This window comes from Paenibacillus agaridevorans, from assembly GCF_018604145.1.
Taxonomy (GTDB): Bacteria; Bacillota; Bacilli; order Paenibacillales; family Paenibacillaceae; genus Pristimantibacillus; species Pristimantibacillus agaridevorans.
On record NZ_CP075889.1, the window covers coordinates 1,565,046 to 1,585,202 of the forward strand.

A 20,157-nucleotide genomic window follows, 5' to 3' on the forward strand; every position below is an offset into this window, starting at 1 on the left:
CGGGGAGTTCGCCGCCAAGGCGGACTCCCCTTAACGTTGTAGGAGGGAATATCCATGCAGGAATGGTTAAGCGATCATAAGTTGGTTTCATATCTGATCATTTTGGCTTTTACGATCTACATATTTAATTCAGTCTTCCGTCCGCAAGCGAGGCTACCTATTCTTAAGGAGATTCTTGTTTATCTGCTGATGGCATTCGGATCCTTTATTCTTATGATTCTTCAGGTGGACAAGCTGCCCATCATCCAGTGTATGGCTGTCGCCGTCATTATGATGCTCATGCTGAGAGGCAGGCAGCTGTACGATAAGTGGAAGAAAGGCAAAGGGCCCCGAGACGGTACGGGCAAGCCGGAGTCGGGACGATGAGACTGGAGGACGCTTTGTTTTATTGGCTGCAGATCAAGCTGGTTGCCGAAGGCCGCCCGGATGACGATGCGGCGCTTCGCACGCTTGCTTTCTTCGAAGACATTTTGCGCGAGGACCATGGATTGGATCAAGTTGCAGTCTCGTCGATGGACAGTGACCGGATTAAGGTAACCTACGAGAAGGCAGGCAAGCCATACAGCCAGCACTATCCTCGCGAGCTAGGCGAAGCGCTGCTTCAAGACATTATTTCGAATCCCAAATATAACTAACGAGAAGGTGGACTCCATGAGCCAAACATCCTTGCCCCCACGCTCGGAATCGCGCGGACAGACGAAGCCAACCCCCGCAAAGGGCAAAAAACCTAAGAAGGTCAAAAAACGAAAAAGGGGATTGTCCATTTTTCTGGGCGTCTTCGCAGGTCTGCTCATTCTTGTCGCAGCTGCGCTTGGTTACGTCGTTCTCAAGACGACGGATGCGATCGACAATATAAGCAGCGTAAGCAATAATGATGAAGGTGTAAAGGTGCCCGTCGCAGAGTCGGTAAAGAAGAAGCCCGTGGCTATGGTGCTGATGGGGCTCGATTCGAGAAGCCACGGCGGCGGATTGAATACGGACGTCATGATGGTGGCGGCATTTGATCCCGAGACAAAAAAGGCAACCGTCGTCTCCATTCCGCGAGATACATATATTGCCGTTGAAGGCTACAAAGGACGTAAGGCCAACAGCATCTATGCAGCTTTCTATAGCGATGCAAAGAGCAAGGGGGCCGATACGGAAAAAGCGCAGCTAGCCGGCAAAAAGGCGGTGAGCGACGTACTGGGCAAGCTCTTCGAAATTGACATCAAATATGCGGGAATCATTAATTTCCAAGGCTTCAGCGATGTTGTAGACGCCGTGGGAGGCGTGAAGGTCAACGTCGACATGCGAATGAAATATACGGATAACGCCGACGGCACGAAAATTGATCTGCAGCCCGGCATTCAGAACCTTGACGGCGACAAGGCGCTTGACTTCGTACGATACCGGAAGTCGAATGACGGCCGCAATATGTCGAGCGACTTCGACCGTAACCGAAGACAAAGCGAGGTAATTGGCGCGATCGTCGACAAGCTGACTTCCCTTGGAGGCGCAGCCAAGATTGGTTCCGTCATCGAGGCGGTTGGCAATAACATTCGAATCGATATGCCAAGCAGGGAAATTACGCGGATGCTGGAGACGTATTATTCTGTCCGAAGCGATGACATTACGTTTCTTGCCCTTGACGGCGTCTGGCGCAGTCCCTATGTATATGCCGACGAAACAAGCCTTGCGAACGTCCGTACCGCCCTTAAGGAGAAAATGGGAGAATGAGCGTAGACTAACCTTAATATGATAACTTATAATGGAGCTAAGCTGCAGCTTATTCCCCCACATTCCAAGCCAAGGAGGTTGTGCGGATGACCGAAGAGAGAAGAAAGGGCAACCCGCTGCTTAATAGCACCTGGCGCTTGCATCAATCGGCTGAGAGCATGTTTGCAGACAACTTAATGGACAAGGAAGGCCGAGCTATGCCCGGCCTATGTAAAAAAGCCTAGTGGACCTCACTAGGCTTTTTGCAATTACAGCAAAGCAAATGTCGTCTGCGCTCCTTATTTGTCGCCGTTCATCGTATTCGGCCGGCCGGACTGCTGCCGCGATTTTGGATCATTATCGGCAGGCATAATGTCTCTCGGAACCTGCGGTATAATGCGTCCCATCATATCGGCCAGCTCCTCCGCGAATCCTGCAATGGGACGTCCATGGCGGATATCTTGACCAATTTCTGCCAGCCGGTTCGAAATATCAAGATCGGCGGTGACGAAGGCATCCACGCCGTAAGGATCGTTGCGCAATGCTTCCGCAACGGAATATTTGATGACGCCGACTCGGGATCGCTCCAGATTGCCGTCGACGTTGATGCCGACGATGGCCGTATTGCCGACAATAACGCAATGTGCGCTTTCAACGCCCTCTACGCCCGCAGCCAGCTCCTCCAGACGAACTTCAACGGCTGCCGGGTCCTCGATCAGCTTTTTGCCAGGCGCGTTCTGCTGGGTTCTGACGGACCCATTATGATATGGAGAGGGTGATGGTTCATTCCGCACGCTGGTGCCGCAGCCTGATACGACTACCGCCGCAGCGATCATGATTATTATCCATTTGTACATGTCTGCCACCTCATTCATGTGTGTACTCGCATGCGCGAACGCGCGAGCATCGTATGTCCAGTAGTTTGTCCGCTGCCAATTGAGGCTATGTATGCAAATGTATAACCGATGCCGGGAGGGGTACCATGAAAAAAATATTCGTGCTCGATACCAATGTGTTGCTGCATGATCCTCAGTCGCTCTTTGCATTCCATGATAACGAGGTCATCATCCCCGCGATCGTACTGGAAGAACTGGATTCCAAAAAAAGGCTGGCCGACGAGCTTGGCCGCAATGCCCGCTCCGTATCGCGACTGTTGGATCAAATGCGCGAGGAAGGGCATCTTCACGAAGGAATCACGCTACCGGGCGGCGGCTTGCTCAAGGTAGAGCTTAATCATAGAAGCTTCTTGCGCGTTCAGGAGATGTTCGGAGAGATGTCGAACGACAACCGGATTCTGGCTGTTGCGCTGAACTACAAGATGGAGCAAGAGGACGTTCTCGAGGAAGAAAAGCGGAGCGTCGTGCTCGTCAGCAAGGATGTGCTGGTACGCATTAAGGCGGATGTGCTCGGACTGCAAGCGCAGGACTATCTCTCCGACCGTAACGTCGTCGACTCCGACCTGTATACCGGCTATCTGACGTTGTTCGTTCATCCATCGGTTATAGACGAATTTTATACGTATCGCTTTCTGAGCATCAATCAACTCCAGCTTAAGGCCAAGCTCAATCCCAATGAATTCGTGATTTTGCGGGACGAGATGGGGACGTCCAAGTCGGCGTTGCTCAAGGTCAGTCCGGACGGCTTAAGGCTGGAACCTCTCTATCTCAGCAACGAACCCGTTTGGGGCATTACCGCCCGCAACGCCCAGCAGCGCATGGCGCTGGAATTGCTGCTTAACGACGATATTCCGCTTGTTACTTTGTCCGGCAAGGCGGGTACGGGGAAAACGCTGCTCGCCCTCGCGGCAGGACTGCTAAAGGTTGAGGATGAACACAAGTATAAGAAGCTGCTCATTGCCAGGCCCGTTGTTCCGATGGGCAAGGATATCGGCTACTTACCTGGGGAGAAGGAAGAGAAGCTGCGTCCGTGGATGCAGCCCATCTATGACAATCTGGAGTATCTGTTTGATACGAAGAAGGCAGGGGATATCGATAAAATTCTGATGGGAATGGGCAGCATACAGGTCGAAGCGCTGACCTACATTCGCGGACGCTCCATTCCGGGACAGTTTATAATCATTGACGAAGCTCAAAACTTGACGAAACATGAAGTAAAGACAATCGTCTCGCGGGTCGGCGAAGGAAGCAAAATCGTTCTCATGGGCGATCCCGGCCAAATCGATCATCCTTATCTCGACTCGCTTAGCAACGGACTGACGCATATCGTAGAGAAGTTTAAATACGAGGGCATCAGCGGCCATATGACGCTGGAGAAGGGCGAACGCTCCAAGCTTGCCCAGCATGCGGCTGATTTGCTGTAAAACGTATCTGTTGGCTTAGCTGACAGCCATGTCCTCCAAGAAACCAAGCACGGTGCACGAGAGCGGAGACTCTCGGCAACGGCTTGGTTTTTTGCTGCTGCGAGGGATGGTCAGCCCATTTTAAGGATATGGCTTGGACAAAAGGGGCAAAAGCTGGTATCCTATACGCAACTATGAACGGAAGCCGGAAAGGACGAATACGTTGACCTTGCGCAGAATTGTCCCGCTGCTGATCGGCGCGCTTCTATTGGCTGCCTTGCTGCTCATGCATTTTACCCGCGTACTGGACTGGAATTGGACAAGGGAAAGTCAGGGCGACAGCCAGTCTCCCGTTGTTTACGTCGGAGCGGAGAGGGTGGATACGCAGCCTTCGGAACTTTATGTAACCGTTTCCCTTGATGACGCTAGCTTCGCTCGCTTGACAAAGTTAAACGACAGATTTATAGCGCAATACCCGCACATCAAGGTCCATCTCCGCAACGAAGCTCCCGGAAGTCTGAGCTTCGAAGACTGGCTGACTGCTGGCAAAAGGGGCGATGCGCCGGATGTGATGTTGTTAAATAATGCCTTGGTGCTTCCATTGGCCGTACAGGGATACTTGAAGTCCGTCGACGCGCTTATGACGGGAGACATGCTGACGGATCAGCTCGCGGGCTTATTGGAGCCGCTGCGCTGGAATGGTTATCTGTGGGGCGTCCCGGCCGACATTGAACCGTATCTTCTCTTCTGGAACAAAGATATGTTGGCCGAACTCGATCAGCAATCTCCAATCCCGGATGTCGCGAGACTGGATGAAACGTTAAAGAAGATGACGGATACGAATGCGGGAGAGCCTGCATACTTTACAAACCTGAGTCCTGGCGATTTGCATCAATTGCTGATCTGGGAAGCCAAGTTTCATCAAGGAGAAGGAAAGTTCATTGTCTTAAAAAAAGCGGAAGAGACGGGAGGCGCGCCTCATCTGGAGTGGCTGAACAGCCATGCGGAATATGTCTCCGGCATTCCGCTGTCCCAGCCCTTTAAGCTTGGCGAGCTGCTGATAGAAAATCGCTTGCTTAGCGCCGTTATGACATGGGGGGATTATTCGAAGCTGAATAAAGGGGTGCAGGAGAAGCTGGTCCTTGATTCGGAAGGTTTGTCGTATCCGTGGCTTAATGGCAGCAGCTTCGTGATCTCTGCGGGCAGCAAACACGATGATGACGCCATGATTTGGATCGAGGAGATGACGGGGGCCGCCAATTCTGATGCCGCCTTTGGTGACGCCGGGAAGCTGCCTGTTCGAGCTTCGTTATACGGCGAGCAAGACCAGCTCGCATTCCGCAACAGTCCAATGCCGCCGGTATGGTGGTACGAAGCGCTTAACGCCAAGCAGCCGGAAGGAGAGAATGCCTTGGCCGATCCCTTGTGGCCGCTGCGCTGGCAGCAGTGGGAAGCGGAGTGGCGTCTCCATTCCGGCGACGGCGAACTTCGTATTGCGGAATTTCTAGCGGCTGTTACGAGCAATCCTCATGAATAAGAGCAGCTTCTTCCAAATCGAGCATATTCTTTTTGCGGTATTGGTTCCCGTTTTAGAGTGACACGCTGAGCTTGATAATCAGCTCGCCATCTTTTAATTCCACTTCCTTCGCCTTCAGGAAGGACAATACGAGCCCGGGGTAGAAGCCCAAGTCGAATTCTTCCTCCAACGATTGACGCGTCGTGTCAGGCAAGGCGAAGCCGTTAAACAATAATTCATCCACGTGGAAAATAATGCCGTTCTTCGGCTTGTCTTGAATGCTGTAACGTCCGGATACGCTAATTTCCATTCCATCGCGCTTGCCGTGCGCCGTTATCTCGTTCTCCTCGAACGTAAAGGAAAACTGGTTAAAGCGTTCATCCTGCTCCCGAAGAAATTCGTTCAGCTTCTCCTCTGTCACGCGGATCGTGTAATTGAAGCCTTTGATCTCCAGCATATCCTTATTGTCTTGCACCCAGCCCGGGAGCTTGCCCATGGCCGAAGACAGCGCCTTAAAATATTCGCGAACCTCGGCAAGTCCTGCCGTCTCCCAGAAGCTGGTCAGTTCCTTCATGAGAAGTCTGATTCGCTCGCTGTCGGATCGTCCCTTTAATTGTCCTTCGAGGTCCTTTTCCAGAGCCTGTACGCGCTCGCGCTGTTCATTTAGCCTGCGCTCCACCTCGGCAAGCTCGGTCTGCCTGCCTTCCAGCTTCCGATAGTCATCCTGCATGCTACGGTATTCGCCGATATAGTCGTTCATCCTGGATTGGTCATGCGAGACGATGATATCTATATAATCGAGTACCTGGAAAAATGAAGTCCAGGACTTCATCGTCAGCAGGGCTGTAAACATGGAATCCCGTTCTCCAGTGTAATAAGCATGAATCACATCGCCGGCTTGTTCGCGCTTGTCCGCGATACGAAGCTCTTGCTCATGCAGCGCTGCCTCGGCTTCGGTCATCGTGGAGAGCAGCTCCTTGCGCTTTTCTTGAATGCGAAGGATTTCTTTGTCGATCTCAACGACGGACAGACTTTGCTCCAGCAGATCGCGAATGCCGTCCTCAGGCGGATTCACTTGCTTCTCGGCCATTACAGGAAGCTGAAGGGCGAACGTAATGCCGACGAGAATCGCTGCGAGCATACCGATGATCCTTCGTCGATAATAGATAGCGGCCAACGTCATCCTCCCTTCTTACCCCTCTATTGTATGCGACAGCCATTTCTATTACCACATAAGATTGCAGGAATCTGAAATTCTTATTGGCGATAAAATATCTTAGTTTAAGAAAAGGATGAATAACCCATGACGATCATAAAAGGACCGGCTTCTGCGGCAATCGAGAAACGAATATCCGAGTCCGGCTTGCGCGGAGCGGAGCTGTCGGCTGGCGGCGTGGCAGCCTGCATCACGTTCGCAGACTATATGGAGGCTTGCTTGTACGATCCCGAGTCCGGCTATTATCGTGTCGGAGGCGCCAGAGTAGGGAAGTCAGGCGACTTTTATACCGTATCCGGAGTTGGAGATCTTATGGCCAGAGCGATCGCCGGAGCCGCTCTCCAATGGCGCTCGGAGACTGCAAGAGATGATCTTGCGTCACTGCTGCTTGCAGAATGGGGAGCGGGCACAGGCAGGCTGTCCGCTCAGCTGGCAGCCGTCTTGTCGGAAGGCGGAGACGGATCGGGGATTCCCTTCAGGCAGCTCCTCATCGAGGATCATAAGGGCCATCAGAATGAGATTGCCGAGACGTACAAGATGCTGCATGGGGGACCGCTCCCCGTGGTAAGAAGCTCGGACGAGGTTTGGGAGCAGGCTGAACGTTTGCTTGCCGGACCATTGTTGTTGATAGCAAATGAACTGCTGGACGCCTTTCCCGTCCACCGGGTAACTCGCAAGGATGGAGTAATAGTGGAGCTCGGAGTGGCGGGAGATGCGGAGAACGGGTTCCGTTATGTCCGGCTGCCTCTTACAGACAAACGCATCCGGATGGAAATTGATCGGGGCGAGCTCACCTTGGAGGAAGGGGATATTAGGGAAGTTTGCCTGGCGGCAGGGGATTGGATCAGACGATTGGCGAGGGCGATGGGGAGCGGAAGGGTGCTGATCATCGATTACGGAGATTGCGGCGAGGAGTTGTCGGCTCCGTATCGAAGCGAGGGTACCTTTATGACCTACAGCAATCATCTTGCTTCCGATGAGCCTTTTCATAGGCCGGGCGGACGGGATTTGACGGCGCATGTTAATTTTACGGCTGTTAGAAGCTGTGCCGAGGAAGCGGGCTTAATTACCCTTTATTATGGCACTCAGAAGGAGTTTCTGGTGGAGCAAGGGATGCTACAGCTGCTTGTCGAGCATGACGGTGCCAATCCGTTCTCGTACGAGTCACGGCGCAACCGTGCCATTCGTCAGTTGCTGCTTGGAGATAATATGAGCGAATCTTTTAAGGTGTTGTTGCTGGAGAAACGCGAAAAATCCGTATCGTACACTTAAAAAGAGCTGTCCGTACGCAGAACGTATTCTGCATTCGGACAGCTCTTTGTGCTTCAGGATGGACTAGAACGGCAAACTCATCTTGAAGACGGACCAATAAGTGAATCCAATAAATGAGATCGCCATATATCCCCAGAACATCGTTATGTAAGTGCGTTCGGAGAAATTCAAGTAGCCTAGAAATACGAACGCTACAGCTTGCGCGAAGAACAGAAGCGCAAATTCGGTCATATGGCCTGCAAAAGCCATGAGCCCGATTACTAAGCACCAGAAACCAAGTACCCGATACATGCGTGCCATGTTACATCCCCCTTCCGCCTTGGCCCATTTTTTCTAAACTTCATTATAACGCCTGTCATCTGGAGTGTAAACCTGAAAGCGTGACTAATTCGCAATTTTTTGTGACGAGATGATATCCGCTTTTGACAGTTTGCTCAACCTTCTCCGAATTCATGTATGAGGAGTTCAAAATTTGGTTATACAATTTAGTATCCAATAGATTCTATGAACTCTACCAAGGGCATAGAGATAAAGTAAGCGCCTTTACGTTAGGAGGTTTCGATGGCATGACAGCAGTAAGACAAGATGCGTGGAGTCCGGACGACGATCTTATTCTCGCCGAAGTGACGCTGCGCCATATTAGAGAAGGCAGTACCCAGCTTGCCGCGTTCGAAGAAGTAGGGGAGAGGATTGGACGTACGTCGGCTGCTTGCGGCTTCCGTTGGAATAGTTGTGTCCGTAAGCGTTACGAGGATGCCATTCAGATTGCGAAGCAGCAACGCCAGAAACGCAACTATTTGAAGAAACAAACCGTAACGGCAGCCTCGGCTGCTACCTCTCAGGTATCTTCGATCTCGGTATTCGAGACGGAGGAGCGTATCTTCAAAGGGGATACAAACTCGTTGGACGAAGGATTGTCCGTCGATGCGGTGATCCGATTCTTGCGTACATGGAAGTCGACTTATCAGGATTTGTCCCGTCAAATCAAGCTGTTCGAAAAGGAAATGAAAGACAAGGAAGAGGAGTTGTTCCGGCTCCGCAATGAGAATGAGAGATTGAACCACGAAGTCAACAACGCCCAAACCGATTACCGAACGGTCAACGATGACTACAAGACGCTGATCCAGATCATGGATCGTGCTCGCAGACTAACCGTTCTCTCGGGTGAAGAGGAAGCGAAGCCGAGGTTCAAAATGGATGCGAACGGAAATTTGGAACGAATCGAATAGTGATGCGCCATGAAAGCCCGCCGTTCTTGGAACGGCGGGTTTCTCTATTGTATAATGGCAGAATATGAGCAATTACGGGAGGAACCAGCTTGCGGATCGGAATTATTGGAGGGGGCTCCATTGGGCTGCTATTTGCATCGAAGCTGGCAGCAGTCGGCGCGGAAGTCACGGTCTGGACCCGAACGGAGGAGCAAGCTCTCGCTATTGCGGCAGAAGGCATTCGGCTTTGGGATGCGGAAGGCGGGGAACATACGATTGTCGCGGGTGGAGAATGGCTGTCCAGGGAACGATTGGCGAAAATGGAGGCTGGTCGGCTGGAACGGGCTGACTGGTATCTGCTTGCGCTTAAGCAGACGGACTTGTCGAAGGAAACTGCCGAACTCATCGCGGAGCTGATCAGACGGACGACGGATCGTCCGCCTCTCCTTTGCATACAGAATGGCACAGGACATCTCGGGAAGTTGGCGGCCGCATCGGCAGGAGACTTCTCCATCTATAATGCGGTGACAAGCTCAGGCGCAAAGCGCGAAGACATGCGCTCGGTACGACATACCGGCCAAGGCTCCTTATTCCTTGCAGGGACGCCGGAATGGAGTCTAAGGGATCGTAGAAATGCGGGGGCAGAAGATGATATTCGTCAAAAAATGTTGCTTACATTCCTTAATCGGGCAGGATTTGACGCTTCGTTGTCGAATGACATCCATAATCGAGTTTGCCAAAAATTGCTCATAAATGCCGTTATCAATCCATTGACGGCGCTGTACGATATGCGAAACGGCGAATTGCCTGCCCATCCGGCGAGGCGTTCGCTCATGAAGGCGCTTCACGACGAGACCAAACCCGTTTTGCTTGCTGCAGGCATGAAGGAGTGGCCGGACAGCTGGGAGTCCGTGCTCGGCGTGTGCGAACGGACAAGCAGCAACGTGTCCTCCATGTTAGCCGACGTTAGGGCCGGCAAGGGAACGGAGATTGATTCCATTAACGGAGAGATCGCGCGGATGGCAGCCGCAAGGGGATTGTCTGCGCCGCTTAACGAGTCGATGCTGCGGCTGGTAGAGGCTCTCGGCAAGAGATAGATCGGAAGCGGGGGGAGAGTAAGCGACATGTTTGCAATTATAGATAGTCTGTGGAAGGCGACGACTGCGCTGGCTTTATTTCCAATCGTGCCTTTCGTTATTGTGCTGTTCGGTTATGGCGCATATGTGAGAGACCGAAAGAAGGCGCTCCGCATGGCGATGGATGTTTCGACGATCTTTTTGATCTTATGCGTATCCGGACAGTACAGTCTGATGTTCGACAGCACCTTTGGCTTCTACGGCATTTTGCTGGTTATGATTCTGGCGGCGGGATTGCTTGGCAATGCGCAGTTCCGCAAGCGAGGAAACGTGGATGTGAAACGGATATTCCGCGCCATATGGCGGCTAAGCTTTTTCGCCATGAGCTTTCTCTACGTCATCTTCATGATCGTGCTGCTAGGAAAAGTGATCTTTTCCGTGGCGTAGTCGCGATCAAGGCAGTATCGTAACGTCTCCGCCAGCGCGGAGACGTTTTTTCTTTTTGACGTCCGTGCGGATGTTCCTGTACAATTGGGAATGGTCTCACTATATTTTTCTCAGTGCATAAGAGCTGGCAGGATGACATGGAGGTGCAAGACCGGGATGAGTCAAGAACGTTATCAGCTTCCTGTCGCGCAGGCGCTGACGCAAGCATACATAGAAGGCAATCGCGAGGTAGTGGAAGGCTTGTATGGCTATCACGCCGGATCTCTCCAAGATTGGGAGAAGCGATTCGCTTGGCTGCAAGGCAGTACGAATACACGAGCAGCATCGGCGGAGGTCGCTTCCGTGCTGCGGGAATATAATGAACGACATGGGGCGGCGCAAGCTGCCATGCGCAATATAGCGGCTCTGGCGGAAGGGGCGCCGGTGGTTGTCGGCGGTCAGCAGGCCGGACTGTGGACGGGGCCTCTGCTCGTCATTCACAAGGCCGTATCCGTCATCGGGGCGGCGAAGTCGGCAAGCGAACAGCTTGGCGTCCATGTCGTGCCTGTCTTTTGGATCGCCGGCGAGGATCACGACTGGGATGAGGCTAATCATGCCTATGTCGTAACCGCCGAACAAGAGCTGCGCAAGCTGACGGCTTCCAAGCCGGAGGGCAGCAGAACCTCGGTGAGCCGGACTCGAATTGCCGAAGAGCAATGGGAGAAGCTTGTCGGCGAGTTGGAGCAGAGTCTGCCATCCTCGGAATTCAAAGCTTCCTTTATGGAGAAGCTTCGTCAATTGACGCAATCCAGCGGGACATTATCGGATATGTTTGCGTCCATCATGGCGATGATGTTCGGCGAAGAAGGACTCGTCCTGCTGGATGCCGACGATGCCGCGCTTCGCGCGCTGGAGGCGCCAATGTTCCGCAGAATGCTGGAAGAGAATGATGTGCTCAGCTCCGCTTATTCGTCGGCCGCCGAGAAGGTGCAAAGCTTTGGCTTCCCGCTGCAGGCCGAAGTGGCGGAAGATGCCGCCAATCTGTTCCTGTTTCAGGGGGACAAGAATGATGAGCGCACGTTGCTGTACAAGCGGGAGGGCGGCTTCCGAGACAGGAGAGATACGGTCTTCTGGTCGAAGGATGAGCTTCTGCGGCTTGCCGGGGAACGGCCTCAGCAATTCAGCAACAACGTCATGACCCGCCCCATCATGCAGGATTATCTGCTGCCGGTGCTTGGCGTCGTGCTGGGACCCGGCGAGATTGCCTACTGGGCAATGACGGGAGAAGCATTCCGGACGTTTGGCATGGAGATGCCGATTATTGTGCCCCGGATGTCCTTTACGCTTGTCGAAGGCGGCGTCGTCAAGAACATGGCCAAATATGAGCTTTCCTTCCATGACGTCATGGAGTCGTTCGAGGAGAAGAGAGCGGCATGGCTGAAGGGGCAGGACAACTTGCATATCGAAGCCCGTTTCGGCGAGGCGAGGTCTGCCTTCGAGACGATGTACACGCCGTTGCTGGAGCTTGCAGGCTCCGTTCAGGCTGGTCTGATCAAGCTGGGCGAGACAAATATGGCGAAGATCATGGAGCAGATCAGCTATATGGAATCCAAGACGATCGAGGCGTATAACAAACAATTCGAAGCTTCGACCCGACAGCTGGATCGCATCCGAATCTCGCTGCTGCCTTTGGGCAAGCCGCAGGAACGTGTCGTCAATATGGCGGTGTATTGGAATCGCTACGGCGACGACTGGCTGAAGAAGTTGCTGGAGACGCCTTACAGCCGAACCGGCGGTCACGAAATCGTATACTTGTAAATAACAGGAGGCAATCAGAATGAGCGCAAAAGACAATAGCATTATCGCAGATCTGGCGTTGGCGCCGGAAGGACATCTAAAGATTGATTGGGCAAGCTCGCATATGCCCGTGCTGAACCGGATTCGCGAACAGTTTGAGAAGGAGAAGCCTTTTCAAGGGCTGAAAGTATCCATCTCGCTCCACCTCGAGGCAAAGACGGCTTACCTGGCCAAAGTTGTTCAAGCAGGCGGCGCGGAAGTGACGATTACAGGCAGCAATCCGCTTTCCACGCAGGATGATGTGTGCGCGGCGCTTGTGGAAGACGGCATTACCGTATTTGCGAAATACAACCCGACATCGGCGGAATTCAAAGCATTGAATATGAAGGCGCTGGAAAACAATCCGGATCTCATCATCGACGACGGCGGCGATCTCGTAACGTTGCTGCATACGGAGAGCAAACAACATGCCGTTAATCTTCGCGGCGGAGCGGAAGAAACGACAACAGGCATCATCCGACTCCGTGCATTGGAGAAGGAAGGCGAACTCCAATTCCCGATGATCGCCGTTAACGACGCGTATTGCAAATATTTGTTCGATAATCGCTATGGCACGGGACAATCCGTGTTCGACGGCATTAACCGGACAACCAATCTTGTCGTAGCCGGCAAGACGGTTGTCGTTGTCGGTTATGGCTGGTGCGGCAAAGGCGTTGCCATGCGCGCCAAAGGCCTTGGCGCCAATGTCATCGTCACCGAGATCGACGCGATTAAGGCGGTAGAAGCCTATATGGATGGCTTTGCTGTCATGCCGATGCTGGAAGCGGCCAAGCTTGGCGACATGTTCGTCACTGTAACCGGCAACCGAGACGTCATTCGCGGCGAGCACTTCGAAGTGATGAAGGACGGCGCGATTTTGTCCAACGCCGGGCACTTCGACGTAGAAGTAAACAAGGTAGAGCTGGAAGTGATGTCCGTCAGCAAACGTACGGTACGCCGCAACATCGAGGAGTACAAGTTGAACGATGGCCGCAAGTTCTATCTGCTTGCAGAGGGCCGTCTTGTTAACTTGGCGGCCGGCGACGGCCATCCGGCGGAAATCATGGATATGACTTTCGCCCTTCAGGCGATGTCGCTCAAATACGTAAACGATCAATACAAGTCGATCGGCAGCAAAGTGGTCAACGTGCCTTATGAGCTTGACGAGCAAGTAGCGCGCTACAAGCTGGAGTCTTTAGGCTTTGGCATCGACAAGCTGAGCGCCGAGCAAATCGCCTATCTGGACAGTTGGGCGGAAGGCGAATAAAACTGCCAGCCTGGGGAAGTCGGTTACAGAATAACGCCAAGAATCATAAAACCTTTCGCGTTGAGTTTTGCGCGGAAGGTTTTTTGACTTACCAAGAAAAGATTTTTATATGGCTTGCTGGATTGCCAGATGAAGCATAAAAGTAACTCTGATTAGCAGCCATAGGAAAAATAACGTCTCTGAAGCCAAAAGTAGGCGAACGAGCAGCAGTAGGCGTTAAAAACGCCGATGGACCACAAAGTAACTCTAACTAGCATCCATAGGCGAAAATAGCGTCTATAAAGCCAAAAAGTAGGTGAACGAGCATCAGTAGGCGTTAAAAACGCCGATGGAGCATAAAGTAACTCTGATAAGCATCCATAGGCGGAAATAGCGTCTATGGAGCCAAAAAGTAGCCGAACGAGCAGCTATAGGCGTTAAAAACGCCGATGGACCGCAAAGTAATTCTGTACGCCTCTAACCTCGCTCATTCGCTAAAGATTGCCTACTATAGGTCTTATCCATGACAGCGCCTCCTTTCCCTGGAACCTTTTTCTTCCAATAATCGTCTGATAAGTTGAAGCCAACGGTCAATGGCTTGGTTTGAAGACTGCCATAACGAAAAAGGGGGAATTTACGATGGGGTTAATGTCTGAAACAAAAAGAAGACGAACCAAATGGCTGCTCGCAATGATGCTTGTTCTGGTGGCGGCCATGCTGATGACGGGATGTCAGGCATCCGATTCGGATTCGGCTAAAAACGCCGGAGGAAGCGGAGGCATGGCGGATTCTCTTGAAGTCCCGGCAAACGTTGAAAGCGAAGAGAGCGGCTCGATTGCGAATACAAACACATCCAACCAAGCCGCTTCGGGCGAAAAGTCAATCGTAAGCTCGGGAGGGACTGTTACAGGGGGAGGCGCCGGCGCTTCCGGCATGGGATCGGCTGCGAACGGCGAACCATTCAGCGGTAAAATTATTTATACGGCCAAAATGACGTTGAGGGTAGAAGATATTGCGAAGGCGGGAACGGAGCTGCGCGATATCATTCATGCAAGCGGAGCTTATATTCTGCAATTTAATGACTCCAGATACGACGGGGAGATCGCTTCTCTCTATACGATTAAAGTGCCTGCGGGGGGCTTCATGTCGTTCGTGGACAAGATGGCGGAAATACCGAACGTCAAATTCCAGCAGGACATTTCCGGTAAGGATGTATCGGAGGAATATGTCGACCTGGAGTCGCGTTTGAAGGCTAGAAGGTTAGTTGAGGAACGACTGCTAGGCATGATGGAAAAAGCAGACAAGGCCGATGACTTATTAAAGTTCTCCAACCAGCTGGCGGAGGTACAGGAGCAAATCGAGCAGCTATTGGGCCGAATCAGGTATCTTGACGCGAATGTTGCCTATTCTACCGTCGAGTTAAGAATTTACCAGGTCGATCAGAAGATGGCCACCGGCTTGGAATCGGATTCCCAATCTTTCGGTGCCAGACTGTCAGGAGCTTTAACCGGCAGCTCCAAGGCGGTCTGGGCCGGAATTCAGGGATTTATGGTCATACTTGCGGGGGCGCTGCCCGTTCTGGCTATCCTTGCCGTCATTGGAATTCCGGTATTCTGGTTCGCGAAGCATAGACGAAAAGGAATAAATTCGCGCTCGGGGATGCCGCAAGAAAAGAACGCGCCGCCGGAAAGTTAATCTTTAACAACCTAAAATATTTAAAGAAAATCCTGCTGACCAAGCAGGATTTTTATTTTAGGTGGCGAACTACTGTATTCAGGTGGGGAAAAGTGGGGCAAAGTGGAGCGTTAGGGGGAAGGAGTGGAGCGGAATTATGTTTATGGGTGAATATCAACATAGCATTGACGAGAAGGGGCGTATTATCATTCCTTCGAAATTCCGCGAATCGCTCGGTACGACCTTTATCGCTACGCGAGGCCTTGATAACTGTTTGTTTGTGTACCCCATGAGCGAGTGGAGCGTACTGGAGCAAAAGCTCAAGTCGTTGCCGCTGATGAAGTCCGACGCGCGGGCGTTCACGAGGTTTTTTTTCTCGGGAGCTACAGAATGCGAGCTGGACAAACAGGGCAGGGTAAACATACCCGGCCATCTGCGAGATTATGCCAAGCTGGATAAAGATTGTATGGTGCTCGGCGTTTCAAGCCGGGTGGAAATTTGGAGCAAGCAGACATGGGAAGGCTACTACGAGCAATCGGAGCAAACTTTCAACGAAATTGCGGAGAAACTGGTTGATTTCGATTTTAACTTCTAGAGTATATCGGACATCGAGAACGGGAGGAAAGACGGCGTGTTTCAGCATACGACAGTATTATTGGAGGAAGCAGTTGACGGATTGGCCATCAAGCCTGGCGGCGTCTACGTAGATTGTACGCTCGGCGGAGCCGGGCACAGCGAACTGATCGCATCCAGACTAAGTGAAGGCGGAAGGTTGATTGCGTTCGACCAGGATGACTGGGCGCTAAGCAACGCGCGAGAACGGCTGGCTCCCTATATGGATAAAGTAACGCTGGTCAGAAGCAATTTCCGCTATCTGGAGCAGGAATTAAGAGGCTGCGACGTGCGCATCGAGAACGGCGTGCCTCAGGTAGACGGCATTCTGTTCGATCTTGGGGTATCCAGTCCTCAATTGGACGAGGCGGAAAGAGGTTTCAGCTATAACCACGACGCGCCGCTGGACATGCGGATGGATCGCGAAGAGTCGCTTACGGCGCATGAGATCGTCAACGAGTGGGAGGAGCGGGAAATATCCCGCATCCTTGATCGCTACGGCGAGGAGAAGTTCGCCCGCAATATAGCCCGCAACATCGTGAAGGCAAGGGCGACCGCGGCGATAGCCACCACGGGAGAGCTGGCGGAGCTGATCAAGGTTTCGATACCCGCGGCGACTAGAAGAACGGGTCCGCATCCCGCGAAACGTTCTTTCCAGGCGCTGCGCATTGCAGTCAACGACGAATTGGGAGCGGAAGAAGAAGCGCTGGAGAGCGCGGTTCGCTGCCTGGCGCCTGGCGGCAGAGCTTCCGTGATTACATTTCACTCGCTTGAGGATCGTATTTGCAAGTCGATTTTCGCCAAATATGTGGAGAAATGCACGTGTCCGCCGGACTTCCCGCTATGCGTATGCGGGAACAAAGGGACGCTCAAGCTGATTAACCGGAAGCCAATCCTGCCGAGCGAGAGAGAGCTGGGGGATAACCCGAGAGCCCGTTCGGCCAAATTGCGAATAGCGGAAAAATTATAGAGTGGCGAAATAGGAACATTTTATTCATAAGGGGGATTACATTGTGGCGTATGTGAATGGAAATCTGGCACTTCAACCGAAGAAGAAACCGCAGCAGGAGCCACTTATCCGGGAAACCAAAAAACTTGTCGTTAAACGGAAGTCGTTGCCGGTTCAGGAGAAGCTGCTATATTTGTTCACCGTACTGATTTGCGTAGTGGTTGCAGGAGTCATCATTTTCCGATATGCGCAAATCTACGATATGAATATTCAAATCACGAAGCTTAACTCAGAATACCAAGGTTTGAATGTAGAGATCGAGGAACTGAAGAGGCAAGTGGAGACGCTCAACGATCCCGAGCGGATTAGGCAGCTGGCGGAGACGCAAGGCATGGTGAGCAGCGAGGATGCTGGCATTACGGTGAAGACGGGCGGCGAGCAATTGACGACAGTCATGCAAGAATAGGGTGATCGCAATGGGGAAACGAATTAAACTGCGGACATTGTTTTTTGGAGGGATAATGACCCTCCTTTTCTTTGTCCTGATAGGTCGAATCTATATGGTGCAGGTCGTAGACGGCGCGATGTGGTATGAAGAAGCGAAAAAAAGATGGTCGGCCGCCGACACGATGAAGGCGAAGAGGGGAGAGATTACGGACAGGGACGGCAACGTTCTTGCGATGGACACGATAGCATATAACGTATCGGTAGACCCGCAGATCATTAATGATGCGGACATAGCGGAGGAGGTCATTGACGGACTGCATGAAACCCTCGGGATCGACAAGGACGAGCTGACGAAGCAGGTGACGGCCCAGAAGGAAGACGGCACCTTTTATCGATCGCGGGAGCTGCGCAAGGGCGGTTGGCTGATCGACAAGCCGGTGGCGGATGGCGTAGCGGCGTTCCGCGACGAGCTGAAAGAAAAACTGAGGGAAGATGGCAAGAAGCTGGATACGGGCATCTATATGGTAGGGACGCATAAACGTTTCTATCCAAGGAGTTTCCTGGCTTCTCAACTCGTAGGTTATGTCAGTCTTGATGGAGAGAACAAAACGGGGGTCGAGGCGTACTTCGACGATCAGTTGCAGGGCGCTGACGGTTTTATCCGGTATGAGAAAGACGGCAAACGCGTCCAATTGTCCAAGGGAGAGGTCGATTTCCAGGCGCCGAAGGACGGCAACAATATTAAGTTGACGATCGATAGCGACATTCAACAGTATGTAGTGGAGGCGCTGCGCGATATCGTGAAAAAATATTCGCCGAAAAGCGCAACGGCAATCGCGGCGGATCCCGACACAATGGAAATATTGGCCATGGCCAATATGCCGGAATTTGATCCTAACGAATATGCGAAGTACGATTACGCCAACTTCTACAACCATGCTGTAGGATCGTTATATGAGCCAGGTTCTACGTTCAAGATCGCTACTCTGGCAGCCGCGGTGGAGGAAGGCGTGTTCAACCCGGATGAAATCTACCAATCAGGGAGCATTGTCGTGCCAGGGGATCCCAGACCGATACGCGAACATAACCGTAGAGGTTGGGGCAAAATCAGCTTTCTGGACGGCTTGAAATATTCCAGTAACGTTGCGTTCGTTAAACTGGGCTTCGAGAAGCTCGGCGGAGAAAAGCTTCGCGATTATTTTACGAGATTCGGGTTCGGTCAGAAGACCGGCATTGAGTTGACAAACGAACTGGCGGGAAAAATAGATTTGCTGGGCAACAGGGATATCGCTTCGGCTTCGTTCGGACAAGGCAGGGTACAAGTAACCGCTATCCAACAAGTAGCGGCTGTCGCAGCTGTAGCCAACGGCGGCAAGCTGATGGAGCCGCATATCGTTAAGAGCATTACAGATCCTTCGACCAATACGACGACGGTGACGGATCCGAAGTTCGTTCGCCAGGTCATTTCCGAACAAACATCCAAACAAGTCGGCGAATATCTGGAGCAAGTCGTCTCCGACCAGGACAAGGGAACGGGAAAAAACGCGTATATCGAAGGCTACCGAGTCGCAGGCAAGACGGGTACTGCGCAGAAGGTTATCAACGGCAAATATTCCGATAATAAATTTATGGTTTCTTTTATTGGTTACGCACCTGTGGAAAATCCCAAGATCGTGCTTTATATCATGGTCGACGAGCCGAACAATCCGCTTGCCGGGGGAGGTTCGGTCGCGGCCCCTGCTTTTCGGGAGATCGTTTTAAAAAGTCTGAAAAAGATGGGGATCGCGCCAGACTATAACATTGAAAGCGATGAGGAATCTGCCAATAAGGAAGCGAAGATTGCAGTTCCGAAGGTGCAAGACTTAAGCGTTGCGCAGGCGAAGGCCGAGCTGCAAGGCAAGGGATTATCGTTTGAAGTCGTAGGCGGCGGCGACAAAGTGCTGAAGCAAATTCCGGCAGCAAGCTCGCTCATCTATCCCGCGCAGAAGGTGTATATTGTGACGGAGAAAAAGGATCAGCTGGCCGTGCCGGATCTGACGGGCGTCTCGCTTCGGGATGCGCTGGAGCTGACCTCCTTGATTGGCGCGCGCCTCGTAACGGAGGGGACTGGTTACGTCGTCAGCCAGCAGGTTGTAGAAGAGAACGGCGGGCGGCTGGTCAAGGTGCAGCTGGTCCCTCCAGAGGGCGCTGAAGGCTACGACGAAGCGCTGAGCGCCTCCGGCGGCGGTGACGAAGAGTCCGATACTGGCGAAGAGGGCGGCGAATCCCAATCGGATAACGAATCAGATGCCGGAGAATCCGGCGGTTCCGAGGATTCGACGGACGCCGACATCGAACCGCCGGTTGGCATGCAGGGCGGCGAGAACTGACCGATTTCGAGCATGGCTGGCAGCGTGCAAGATTCGACGTCGAATAAGCTTCTGGGTGATGTTTTGAACTTCGATTCCAATAAAGGTTCAAAATGTTAGCTTTTCAGCACCAAGAAGGTTGTACGAAACTAGAATCTGAGGAACGGAGCATAGCTGTAAGCTACGTGAGCACCGGAATGACTGGCAGCGTGCAAGATTCGACGTCGAATAAGCTCCTTCGAGCAGCATCGTGATCAAGGGGTGGATGTTTTTGAACTGCGATTCCAATAAAGGTTCAAAATGTTCGCTTTTCAGCACCAAGAAGGTTGTACGAAGT

General features: G+C 52.4%; 20 protein-coding genes. 17 read left to right on the forward strand and 3 right to left on the reverse strand.

Translation table 11 applies throughout. From position 1 onward, the window contains the following. Positions 1-54: 54 nt before the first annotated feature. From KJW29_RS06105 to KJW29_RS06120, 4 genes are all read left to right on the forward strand, one after another. Positions 55-366, forward strand: coding sequence for a YlaH-like family protein (locus KJW29_RS06105; protein WP_214629131.1), 312 nt, complete (start codon positions 55-57; stop codon positions 364-366). After that, complete coding sequence (locus KJW29_RS06110) at positions 363-635, forward strand: hypothetical protein (RefSeq protein ID WP_214629132.1); 273 nt, start codon at positions 363-365, stop codon at positions 633-635. Before KJW29_RS06105 ends, KJW29_RS06110 begins: the two co-directional genes overlap by 4 nt. Before the next feature lie 16 nt (positions 636-651). After that, positions 652-1,716: an LCP family protein gene (locus KJW29_RS06115; protein WP_087567667.1), complete on the forward strand. Its 1,065-nt coding sequence runs from the start codon at positions 652-654 to the stop codon at positions 1,714-1,716. Between the two features lie 86 nt (positions 1,717-1,802). After that, complete coding sequence (locus tag KJW29_RS06120; RefSeq protein ID WP_214629133.1) at positions 1,803-1,940, forward strand: hypothetical protein; 138 nt, start codon at positions 1,803-1,805, stop codon at positions 1,938-1,940. Positions 1,941-1,994: 54 nt separating this feature from the next. Here KJW29_RS06120 and KJW29_RS06125 read toward each other — a convergent pair whose 3' ends face one another. Further along, complete coding sequence (locus KJW29_RS06125) at positions 1,995-2,552, reverse strand: YhcN/YlaJ family sporulation lipoprotein (RefSeq protein WP_108991499.1); 558 nt, start codon at positions 2,550-2,552, stop codon at positions 1,995-1,997. Positions 2,553-2,677: 125 nt separating this feature from the next. On the opposite strand from KJW29_RS06125, the gene KJW29_RS06130 reads away from it, so the two are divergent. Beyond that, positions 2,678-4,015, forward strand: a complete 1,338-nt coding sequence (locus KJW29_RS06130; RefSeq protein WP_087567669.1) for a PhoH family protein — start codon at positions 2,678-2,680, stop codon at positions 4,013-4,015. Between the two features lie 133 nt (positions 4,016-4,148). Further along, positions 4,149-5,531 carry an extracellular solute-binding protein gene (locus KJW29_RS06135; protein ID WP_214629134.1) on the forward strand — a complete coding sequence of 461 codons (1,383 nt, stop codon included), beginning with the start codon at positions 4,149-4,151 and terminating at the stop codon, positions 5,529-5,531. A 52-nt stretch (positions 5,532-5,583) separates the two neighbouring features. On the opposite strand, the gene KJW29_RS06140 is transcribed toward KJW29_RS06135, so the two are convergent. Then, complete coding sequence (locus KJW29_RS06140) at positions 5,584-6,687, reverse strand: coiled-coil domain-containing protein (protein ID WP_214629135.1); 1,104 nt, start codon at positions 6,685-6,687, stop codon at positions 5,584-5,586. A 126-nt stretch (positions 6,688-6,813) separates the two neighbouring features. Between KJW29_RS06140 and KJW29_RS06145 the strand changes: the two genes are divergently transcribed. After that, positions 6,814-7,998 (forward strand): class I SAM-dependent methyltransferase, encoded by a 1,185-nt coding sequence (locus KJW29_RS06145; protein ID WP_214629136.1) that lies wholly within the window; start codon positions 6,814-6,816, stop codon positions 7,996-7,998. A 63-nt stretch (positions 7,999-8,061) separates the two neighbouring features. On the opposite strand, the gene KJW29_RS06150 is transcribed toward KJW29_RS06145, so the two are convergent. Beyond that, positions 8,062-8,298, reverse strand: a complete 237-nt coding sequence (locus tag KJW29_RS06150; RefSeq protein WP_087567673.1) for a DUF2626 domain-containing protein — start codon at positions 8,296-8,298, stop codon at positions 8,062-8,064. A gap of 266 nt (positions 8,299-8,564) precedes the next feature. On the opposite strand from KJW29_RS06150, the gene KJW29_RS06155 reads away from it, so the two are divergent. The 10 genes from KJW29_RS06155 (at position 8,565) to KJW29_RS06200 (ending at position 19,841) form a co-directional block, all read left to right on the forward strand. Then, positions 8,565-9,227, forward strand: coding sequence for an RsfA family transcriptional regulator (locus tag KJW29_RS06155; RefSeq protein WP_214629137.1), 663 nt, complete (start codon positions 8,565-8,567; stop codon positions 9,225-9,227). Positions 9,228-9,316: 89 nt separating this feature from the next. After that, complete coding sequence (locus KJW29_RS06160; RefSeq protein WP_214629138.1) at positions 9,317-10,303, forward strand: 2-dehydropantoate 2-reductase; 987 nt, start codon at positions 9,317-9,319, stop codon at positions 10,301-10,303. A gap of 27 nt (positions 10,304-10,330) precedes the next feature. After that, on the forward strand, positions 10,331-10,729 hold the full coding sequence (locus KJW29_RS06165) for a DUF3397 domain-containing protein (protein ID WP_214629139.1): 399 nt from the start codon (positions 10,331-10,333) through the stop codon (positions 10,727-10,729). A 156-nt stretch (positions 10,730-10,885) separates the two neighbouring features. Continuing rightward, positions 10,886-12,526 (forward strand): bacillithiol biosynthesis cysteine-adding enzyme BshC, encoded by a 1,641-nt coding sequence (bshC, locus tag KJW29_RS06170; RefSeq protein ID WP_214629140.1) that lies wholly within the window; start codon positions 10,886-10,888, stop codon positions 12,524-12,526. 19 nt (positions 12,527-12,545) lie between these two features. Beyond that, positions 12,546-13,811 (forward strand): adenosylhomocysteinase, encoded by a 1,266-nt coding sequence (locus tag KJW29_RS06175; RefSeq protein ID WP_214629141.1) that lies wholly within the window; start codon positions 12,546-12,548, stop codon positions 13,809-13,811. A gap of 618 nt (positions 13,812-14,429) precedes the next feature. Next, positions 14,430-15,485, forward strand: a complete 1,056-nt coding sequence (locus tag KJW29_RS06180; RefSeq protein ID WP_214629142.1) for a DUF4349 domain-containing protein — start codon at positions 14,430-14,432, stop codon at positions 15,483-15,485. Between the two features lie 136 nt (positions 15,486-15,621). After that, the gene (mraZ, locus tag KJW29_RS06185) at positions 15,622-16,059 is read left to right on the forward strand and encodes a division/cell wall cluster transcriptional repressor MraZ (RefSeq protein WP_087567680.1); all 438 of its coding nucleotides are present in this window, start codon (positions 15,622-15,624) and stop codon (positions 16,057-16,059) included. Positions 16,060-16,095: 36 nt separating this feature from the next. Then, positions 16,096-17,046: a 16S rRNA (cytosine(1402)-N(4))-methyltransferase RsmH gene (gene rsmH, locus KJW29_RS06190; RefSeq protein WP_214629143.1), complete on the forward strand. Its 951-nt coding sequence runs from the start codon at positions 16,096-16,098 to the stop codon at positions 17,044-17,046. A 43-nt stretch (positions 17,047-17,089) separates the two neighbouring features. Further along, positions 17,090-17,491 (forward strand): cell division protein FtsL, encoded by a 402-nt coding sequence (ftsL, locus tag KJW29_RS06195; RefSeq protein ID WP_087567682.1) that lies wholly within the window; start codon positions 17,090-17,092, stop codon positions 17,489-17,491. A 55-nt stretch (positions 17,492-17,546) separates the two neighbouring features. Beyond that, the gene (locus KJW29_RS06200) at positions 17,547-19,841 is read left to right on the forward strand and encodes a penicillin-binding transpeptidase domain-containing protein (RefSeq protein WP_246608610.1); all 2,295 of its coding nucleotides are present in this window, start codon (positions 17,547-17,549) and stop codon (positions 19,839-19,841) included. Positions 19,842-20,157: the final 316 nt, after the last annotated feature.

Coding starts and splice junctions, on each gene's coding strand:
- KJW29_RS06105 (WP_214629131.1), top strand. CDS start 55: ATGCAGGAATGGTTAAGCGATCATAAGTTGGTTTCATATCTGATCATT.
- KJW29_RS06110 (WP_214629132.1), top strand. CDS start 363: ATGAGACTGGAGGACGCTTTGTTTTATTGGCTGCAGATCAAGCTGGTT.
- KJW29_RS06115 (WP_087567667.1), top strand. CDS start 652: ATGAGCCAAACATCCTTGCCCCCACGCTCGGAATCGCGCGGACAGACG.
- KJW29_RS06120 (WP_214629133.1), top strand. CDS start 1,803: ATGACCGAAGAGAGAAGAAAGGGCAACCCGCTGCTTAATAGCACCTGG.
- KJW29_RS06125 (WP_108991499.1), bottom strand. CDS start 2,552: ATGTACAAATGGATAATAATCATGATCGCTGCGGCGGTAGTCGTATCA.
- KJW29_RS06130 (WP_087567669.1), top strand. CDS start 2,678: ATGAAAAAAATATTCGTGCTCGATACCAATGTGTTGCTGCATGATCCT.
- KJW29_RS06145 (WP_214629136.1), top strand. CDS start 6,814: ATGACGATCATAAAAGGACCGGCTTCTGCGGCAATCGAGAAACGAATA.
- KJW29_RS06150 (WP_087567673.1), bottom strand. CDS start 8,298: ATGGCACGCATGTATCGGGTACTTGGTTTCTGGTGCTTAGTAATCGGG.
- KJW29_RS06155 (WP_214629137.1), top strand. CDS start 8,565: ATGACAGCAGTAAGACAAGATGCGTGGAGTCCGGACGACGATCTTATT.
- KJW29_RS06165 (WP_214629139.1), top strand. CDS start 10,331: ATGTTTGCAATTATAGATAGTCTGTGGAAGGCGACGACTGCGCTGGCT.
- bshC (WP_214629140.1), top strand. CDS start 10,886: ATGAGTCAAGAACGTTATCAGCTTCCTGTCGCGCAGGCGCTGACGCAA.
- KJW29_RS06175 (WP_214629141.1), top strand. CDS start 12,546: ATGAGCGCAAAAGACAATAGCATTATCGCAGATCTGGCGTTGGCGCCG.
- KJW29_RS06180 (WP_214629142.1), top strand. CDS start 14,430: ATGGGGTTAATGTCTGAAACAAAAAGAAGACGAACCAAATGGCTGCTC.
- mraZ (WP_087567680.1), top strand. CDS start 15,622: ATGTTTATGGGTGAATATCAACATAGCATTGACGAGAAGGGGCGTATT.
- KJW29_RS06200 (WP_246608610.1), top strand. CDS start 17,547: ATGACCCTCCTTTTCTTTGTCCTGATAGGTCGAATCTATATGGTGCAG.